Genomic DNA, 375 nt, shown 5'->3' with positions numbered 1-375 from the left:
CCTGTGACCCTCTGCTTGTAAGGCAGACGCTCTCCCAACTGAGCTAATCCTCCATATAAAAGTGACCCGTACGAGATTTGAACTCATGTTACCGCCGTGAAAGGGCGGTGTCTTAACCACTTGACCAACGGGCCATTTGCAACAACGGAGAGTAAGGGATTCGAACCCTTGATAGAGGTAAAGCCCCTATACATGGTTTCCAACCATGCTCCTTCGGCCACTCGGACAACTCTCCATGCAACTCCGGATGTCAGGCTCGAACTGACGACACCCTGATTAACAGTCAGGTGCTCTACCACTGAGCTAATCCGGAATAAATATAACAGCGTGGCGACTTCCTACCCTCGCAGGCAGTTACCCACCAACTACTCTCGG

At 51.5% G+C, this 375-nt stretch carries 3 tRNA genes; all 3 read right to left on the bottom strand.

The features are described from left to right. Window positions 1-62: 62 nt before the first annotated feature. The 3 genes from FD01_RS12475 to FD01_RS12465 all read right to left on the bottom strand — a co-directional run bounded on the left by FD01_RS12475 (window position 63) and on the right by FD01_RS12465 (window position 313). A tRNA-Glu gene (locus tag FD01_RS12475) sits at window positions 63-134 on the bottom strand. 11 nt (window positions 135-145) lie between these two features. Then, window positions 146-235, bottom strand: a tRNA-Ser gene (locus tag FD01_RS12470). A 6-nt stretch (window positions 236-241) separates the two neighbouring features. After that, window positions 242-313, bottom strand: a tRNA-Asn gene (locus FD01_RS12465). Window positions 314-375 lie beyond the last annotated feature (62 nt).

The sequence above is a fragment of the Lacticaseibacillus manihotivorans DSM 13343 = JCM 12514 genome (assembly GCF_001435035.1).
GTDB classification, from domain to species: Bacteria; Bacillota; Bacilli; order Lactobacillales; family Lactobacillaceae; genus Lacticaseibacillus; species Lacticaseibacillus manihotivorans.
This window is presented reverse-complemented; position numbering and strand designations above follow the sequence as displayed.